Source organism: Actibacterium sp., assembly GCF_041584535.1.
In the GTDB taxonomy this organism is placed as follows: Bacteria; Pseudomonadota; Alphaproteobacteria; order Rhodobacterales; family Rhodobacteraceae; genus Actibacterium_D.
In genome coordinates, this window is the sequence record NZ_JBFHDW010000191.1 from 1 (window position 1) to 5,209 (window position 5,209).

General features: G+C 63.6%; 6 protein-coding genes. All 6 read left to right on the forward strand.

Annotated features, from left to right (window positions below):
- On the forward strand, window positions 1-322 hold a 322-nt coding region (locus ABYW26_RS10065), incomplete at its 5' end, for a sigma factor-like helix-turn-helix DNA-binding protein (protein WP_372604706.1).
- Window positions 319-951 carry a ChrR family anti-sigma-E factor gene (locus tag ABYW26_RS10070; protein ID WP_372604707.1) on the forward strand — a complete coding sequence of 211 codons (633 nt, stop codon included), beginning with the start codon at window positions 319-321 and terminating at the stop codon, window positions 949-951. The genes ABYW26_RS10065 and ABYW26_RS10070, both read left to right, overlap by 4 nt.
- A 246-nt stretch (window positions 952-1,197) precedes the next feature.
- Window positions 1,198-2,592: a siroheme synthase CysG gene (cysG, locus tag ABYW26_RS10075; RefSeq protein ID WP_372604708.1), complete on the forward strand. Its 1,395-nt coding sequence runs from the start codon at window positions 1,198-1,200 to the stop codon at window positions 2,590-2,592.
- A complete protein-coding gene (locus tag ABYW26_RS10080; protein WP_372604710.1) occupies window positions 2,589-2,891 on the forward strand; it encodes a DUF2849 domain-containing protein in 303 nt (100 codons plus the stop codon). The genes cysG and ABYW26_RS10080 overlap by 4 nt, the downstream gene beginning before the upstream one ends.
- Window positions 2,891-4,567 carry a nitrite/sulfite reductase gene (locus ABYW26_RS10085; RefSeq protein ID WP_372604711.1) on the forward strand — a complete coding sequence of 559 codons (1,677 nt, stop codon included), beginning with the start codon at window positions 2,891-2,893 and terminating at the stop codon, window positions 4,565-4,567. The genes ABYW26_RS10080 and ABYW26_RS10085 overlap by 1 nt, the downstream gene beginning before the upstream one ends.
- On the forward strand, window positions 4,557-5,209 hold a 653-nt coding region (locus tag ABYW26_RS10090), incomplete at its 3' end, for a phosphoadenylyl-sulfate reductase (protein ID WP_372604712.1). The genes ABYW26_RS10085 and ABYW26_RS10090, both read left to right, overlap by 11 nt.

Consider the following 5,209-nt stretch of genomic DNA (forward strand, 5'->3'; position numbering starts at 1 on the left):
CTGGATCTACCAGATCGCCCGCAACCGGCAGGTGGATGTGGTGCGCAAGGAAAACCGCCCCGTCCCCGAGGAACTGGCCCCGCCCGAAGCCGCGCCCGACGATACCGGACAGGCGCTTGCGTTGACCCAAGAGGCCGACAAATTGCGCCGGGCCTTGGCGGCCTTGGCCGAGGATCAGCGCATCATGGTTGAAAAGGCCTATCTGGGCGAACTCAGCCATACCGAAATACAGGCGCAGACCGGTCTGCCGCTGGGCACGATCAAATCCCGCATCCGTCTGGGATTGCAGCGGCTGCGTCACGAACTGAAAGAACTGCGATGACGACGATCACACATCATATTTCGCGGCCGCTGTTGACGGCCTATGCCTCAGGCGCGCTGCCGCATCCGTTTGCCTTGGTGGTCGCGGCGCATGTGTCGATGTGCGATGCCTGTCGCGCCGATCTTGAGGCCGAACAGGCGCTGGGCGGTGTCGTGCTGGAGCGGGTCGAGGAAACCCAGCTTAGCGAAGGTCTGAAAGACGCGTTGTTCGATCGGCTGGACGACGCCGAACCCGCGCCGGTCGCGCGTCCGATCGGGGTCTATCCCGCCCCGGTGATCGAGGCGCTGGGCGGCAAGCCGCCGCGCTGGCGGGCCTTGGGGCTGGGCACCCGGCAGCGGATCATCCATGCCTCGGACGCCGGAACCGTGCGGCTGTTGTACATCCCTGCGGGCGAGGCCGTGCCGGATCACGGCCATAACGGGTTGGAACTGACGCTGGTGCTGCAAGGCAGCTTCCATGACGACAGCGGGCGCTTTGACGCCGGGGATGTCGAGATCGCGGATCAGGCGGTTGAACATACTCCGATTGCCGGAACCGGGATGCCGTGCATTTGTCTGGCGGCCACCGACGCGCCTTTGAAATTCAACAGTTTTCTGCCGCGCCTGATACAGCCGCTGTTGCGAATCTGACAGGCCGGAAAATGGGGTAAAACCGCCGCCCGATCCACCCGGATCGGGCGGTTTTGCATTTTGCGCAAAGACGGATATGCCGGGGAAACCGGCGGACCAAAACAAAGCGTTCTGTTGCGCGGCGGTTTTGGGAAAATATTCTTGCAAGCTCGGAATGAGGGTCAATTTTCGACTTATCGTCCCGAGGGTATAGCGTAAAACCGGGAAAATAGACTATTTTCTGCATATGCATTCAAGAGGCGTGTGATGAAACACTTTCCGATCTTTCTGTCGGTTCAGGACAAACGCATCGTGGTTTCGGGTGGCGGTGACGCAGCCGTGGCCAAGCTGCGGCTGTTGCTGAAGACCGAAGCGCGGATCGTCGTCTATGCGATTGATGCCTCTGCCGAGATTCAGGACTGGGCCGTCCAAGGCCGTCTGACGCTGATCCGCCGCCCGCTTGAGGCTGGCGATGTCGCCGGTGCCGCGCTGCTGTATGCCGCGGATGAGGACGATCTGCTGGATGCGCATGTGGCGTGGCTGGGCCAAGAGGCCGGCGTGCTGGTCAATGTCGTCGACAACCTTGAGGCCAGCGGCTTTATCACCCCGGCTATCGTTGACCGCGATCCGGTGACCATCGCCATCGGCACCGAAGGCGCCGCCCCGGTTCTGGCCCGCGCGATCAAGGCCGATCTGGAACAGCGCCTGCCGCAATCGACCGGCGTTCTGGCGCGTCTGGGCCGGGCGTTCCGCCCGCTGGCCGAGCAACTGCCCAAGGGCCGCGCCCGCCGCGCCTTTTGGTCGGATTACTATTTCCGCGCCGGTCCGCTGGCGCTGGAGCAGGGGCAGGAAGCACTGGCCCCGGCTTTGGAAACTCTGCTGTCCGATCATCTGGCTGCGGGCAAGCGTCCGGGTCATGTCGATCTGGTTGGTGCCGGTCCGGGCGATCCGGAACTGCTGACGCTGAAAGCCCGCCGCGTTCTGCACGAGGCCGATGTGGTGATCCATGACCGTCTGGTCTCGACTGAAATCCTTGAGCTGGCGCGCCGCGAGGCGGTGATTATCGAGGCGGGGAAAACCGGCTTTGGCCCGTCGATGCCGCAAGATCAGATCAACGCGCTGATGGTCGAACATGCCAGCACGGGCGCGCATGTGGTGCGCCTGAAGGCGGGCGATCCCACCGTATTTGGCCGTCTGGACGAGGAGCTGGACGCCCTGACCGAGGCCGGCATCGCATGGCGCATCGTGCCCGGCATCACTGCTGCCTCGGCCGCAGTTGCTCAGATCGGTCAGTCGCTGACCAAGCGCGGACGCAATGGCGCGGTCCGGTTCCTGACCGGCCATGACATCAAGGGTTTTGCCGAACATGACTGGCGGACGCTGGCCCGGACCGGCGAAGTCGCCGCGATCTATATGGGCAAGCGCAGCGCGCGGTTCCTTCAGGGCCGTCTGATGATGCACGGCGCCGACCCGCTGACGCAAATCAGCATCGTGGAAAATGCCTCGCGCGCGGACAGCCGCGTCGTTGCCACCACGCTGGCCGATCTGCCCACCGCGCTTGAGGGCGTCGATGGCCCCGCCGTTCTGCTGCTGGGTCTGGCGCCGCGCGCCGCGCTGCAAACCGTATCCGAAATTTTCCAAGCCAAGGAGCTGGCCCTATGAGCCGTCGTTTTACTCCGAAAGTCGTGACCGCGAATGATCTGCTGGATGGCGATGCCGTCTGGCTGACCGAGGACGACCGTTGGACCCGGCGCATGTGCGAGGCCGAACTGATCGAGGACGAGGCCCACGCGCAACTGCGCCTGCTGGCCGCCGAAAGCCAGGGCAATATCGTGGTCGGCGCCTATCTGGTCGATGCCAAGGCCGGTGAAAACGGTCCCGAACCCACCCATTTCCGCGAGGCGTTCCGCACCCGTGGCCCGTCGAACTATGCCCACGGCAAACAAGTGGAGGCCGCATAATGTATAAATATAACGACTTCGACGAAGCCTTTGTGCGCGAACGCGTGGCTCAGTTCAGCGGTCAGGTCGCCCGCCGGATCGACGGCTCGCTGTCCGAGGATGAATTCCGCCCGCTGCGCCTGATGAACGGCCTGTATCTGCAACTGCACGCTTATATGCTGCGGGTCGCGGTGCCCTATGGCACGCTGAACAGCCGCCAGATGCGCCAGTTCGCCACTATCGCCGACACTTATGACAAGGGCTATGGCCACTTTACCACCCGCCAGAACATCCAGTTCAACTGGCCGAAACTGCGCGACGTGCCGGCGATCCTGACGGCGCTGGCCGATGTCGAGATGCATGCGATCCAGACCAGCGGCAACACCATCCGCAACGTGACCGCCGACCATTTCGCCGGTGCCGCTGCAGATGAAATCGAAGACCCGCGCGCCTATGCCGAGCTGATCCGCCAGTGGTCGACCGACCACCCGGAATTCCAGTTCCTGCCGCGCAAGTTCAAGGTCGCCATCACCGGTGCACCGAATGATCGCGCCGTGGTCAAGGCGCATGACATCGGTCTGCGCATGATCCGCAATGACGCGGGCGAGACCGGGTTCGAGGTCATCGTTGGCGGCGGTCTGGGCCGCACCCCGATGATCGGCAAGGTCATTCGTGACTTCCTGCCCAAGGCCGACCTGCTGCCGTATCTTGAGGCCATCGTCAGCGTCTACAACCTGCTGGGCCGCCGCGATAACAAATACAAGGCACGGATCAAGATCACCGTGCATGAGAACGGCCTTGAGACCGTGCGCGATATGGTCGAGGGCGAATTCGCCCAACGCCGCGCGCTGTTCAACGGTGCCGATCAGGCGCTGCTGGCCGAGATCGAGCCGGCCTTTGCCAAGCCCGACTTCCTGATCGGCGAAACCGAAGGCTTCGATGCGTTTTACAAGGCCGATCCGGTGTTCCGCTCGTGGGTCGATACCAATCTGGCCGAGCACCGCCAGCCGGGCTATGCGATCGTGACGATCTCGCTCAAGGCGCATGGCCAGACCCCCGGCGATGCGACCAGCGAACAGATGCGCGTGATGGCCGATCTGGCCGAGGAATTCGGCCATGACGAACTGCGCGTCAGCCACGAACAGAACATCGTGCTGCCGCATGTGCATAAATCGCACCTGCCGGAACTGCACGCCCGTCTGGCGGCGGTCGGTCTGGCCACGGCGAATGTCGGTCTGGTCTCGGATATCATCGCCTGCCCGGGCATGGATTACTGCGCGCTGGCCACGGCCCGCTCGATCCCGATTGCCCAGCAGATCGCCGAGCGTTTCGACGAACTGAAGCTGGAGCACGAGGTCGGCCCGCTGAAACTGAAGATCTCGGGCTGCATCAACGCCTGCGGCCATCACCATGTCGGTCATATCGGCATTCTTGGGCTGGACCGCGCCGGGGTCGAGAACTACCAGATCACTCTGGGTGGCGATGCCACGCAGGACGCCGCGATTGGCGAACGGGCAGGGCCGGGGTTCTCGGCCGATGCCATCGTTCCGGCAATCGAGCGTCTGATCCTTGCCTATCTCGACCTGCGCGAAACCGCGGGCGAAACCTTTATCGAAGCCTATCGCCGTCTGGGCGCCGAGCCGTTCAAGGCCGCGCTTTATCCCGACGAGGCCGGAGACCGAAAACATGCGGCATGACCTGATTTCCTCGCCCGTTCAGGGCCGGGTCGACCACCTGAATGCGCGGTATAAACACCATGCCGCGCAATCGGTGCTGGAGCGCGCCCTGACCGATCCCGATGTCGGGCGGATCACGCTGGTCTCGTCCTTCGGGGCGGAATCGGTGGTGCTGTTGCACATGATCTCGCTGTATGACCGGGCCACGCCGATCCTGTTTATCGACACCCAGATGCTGTTCGAAGAAACCATCGCCTATCAGGCCGATGTGGCACAGCAGCTTGGCCTGACCGATGTGCGTGTCATCCGCGCCCGCCCCGAAGCCGTGGCCGCGCATGACCCCGATGGCGTGCTGCACCAGTCCGACACCGACGCCTGCTGCAACCTGCGCAAGACCGAGCCGCTGGAACGCGCGCTGGGCAATTTCGACGCCTGGATCACTGGCCGCAAACGCTTTCAGGGTCAGACCCGCGCGACGCTGGATTTCTTCGAGAACGAAGGCGACATCCGCATCAAGGTCAATCCGCTGGCGCATTGGACGCCGCAGGACGTGCAGGACTATATGATCAACAACCGCCTGCCGCGGCACCCGCTGATCGCCCGCGGCTATCCGTCGATCGGTTGCGCCCCGTGCACCAGCCCGGTCAAGCCCGGCGAAGACCC